Annotated in this window: 1 protein-coding gene; it reads left to right on the plus strand. The window is 77.5% G+C overall.

The window, feature by feature from the left end:
• Window positions 1–200, plus strand: a 200-nt coding sequence (locus tag DN069_RS39035) for a hypothetical protein (RefSeq protein WP_133260210.1), incomplete at both ends; no start/stop codon positions are given.

A 200-nucleotide genomic window follows, 5' to 3' on the forward strand; every position in this document is an offset into this window, starting at 1 on the left:
GGCCTGCTCGCCCAGCTCGCCGTCCTGCACGCGCCCTCCGGGCTGGAGTTGGTGCTCGTCGCCGCCGACCAGTCCCGTCCGCTGGACGAGCGCACCGACGCGTGGTCCTGGCTGCCCTGGCTCCCGCATCTGCGCCCCCTCCACGGCCAGCCCTGCCGGGCGCTCACCGCCTTCGACCCGGCCCAGGCCCTCGCCCGCCT

Source organism: Streptacidiphilus pinicola (assembly GCF_003258295.1).
GTDB classification, from domain to species: Bacteria; Actinomycetota; Actinomycetes; order Streptomycetales; family Streptomycetaceae; genus Streptacidiphilus; species Streptacidiphilus pinicola.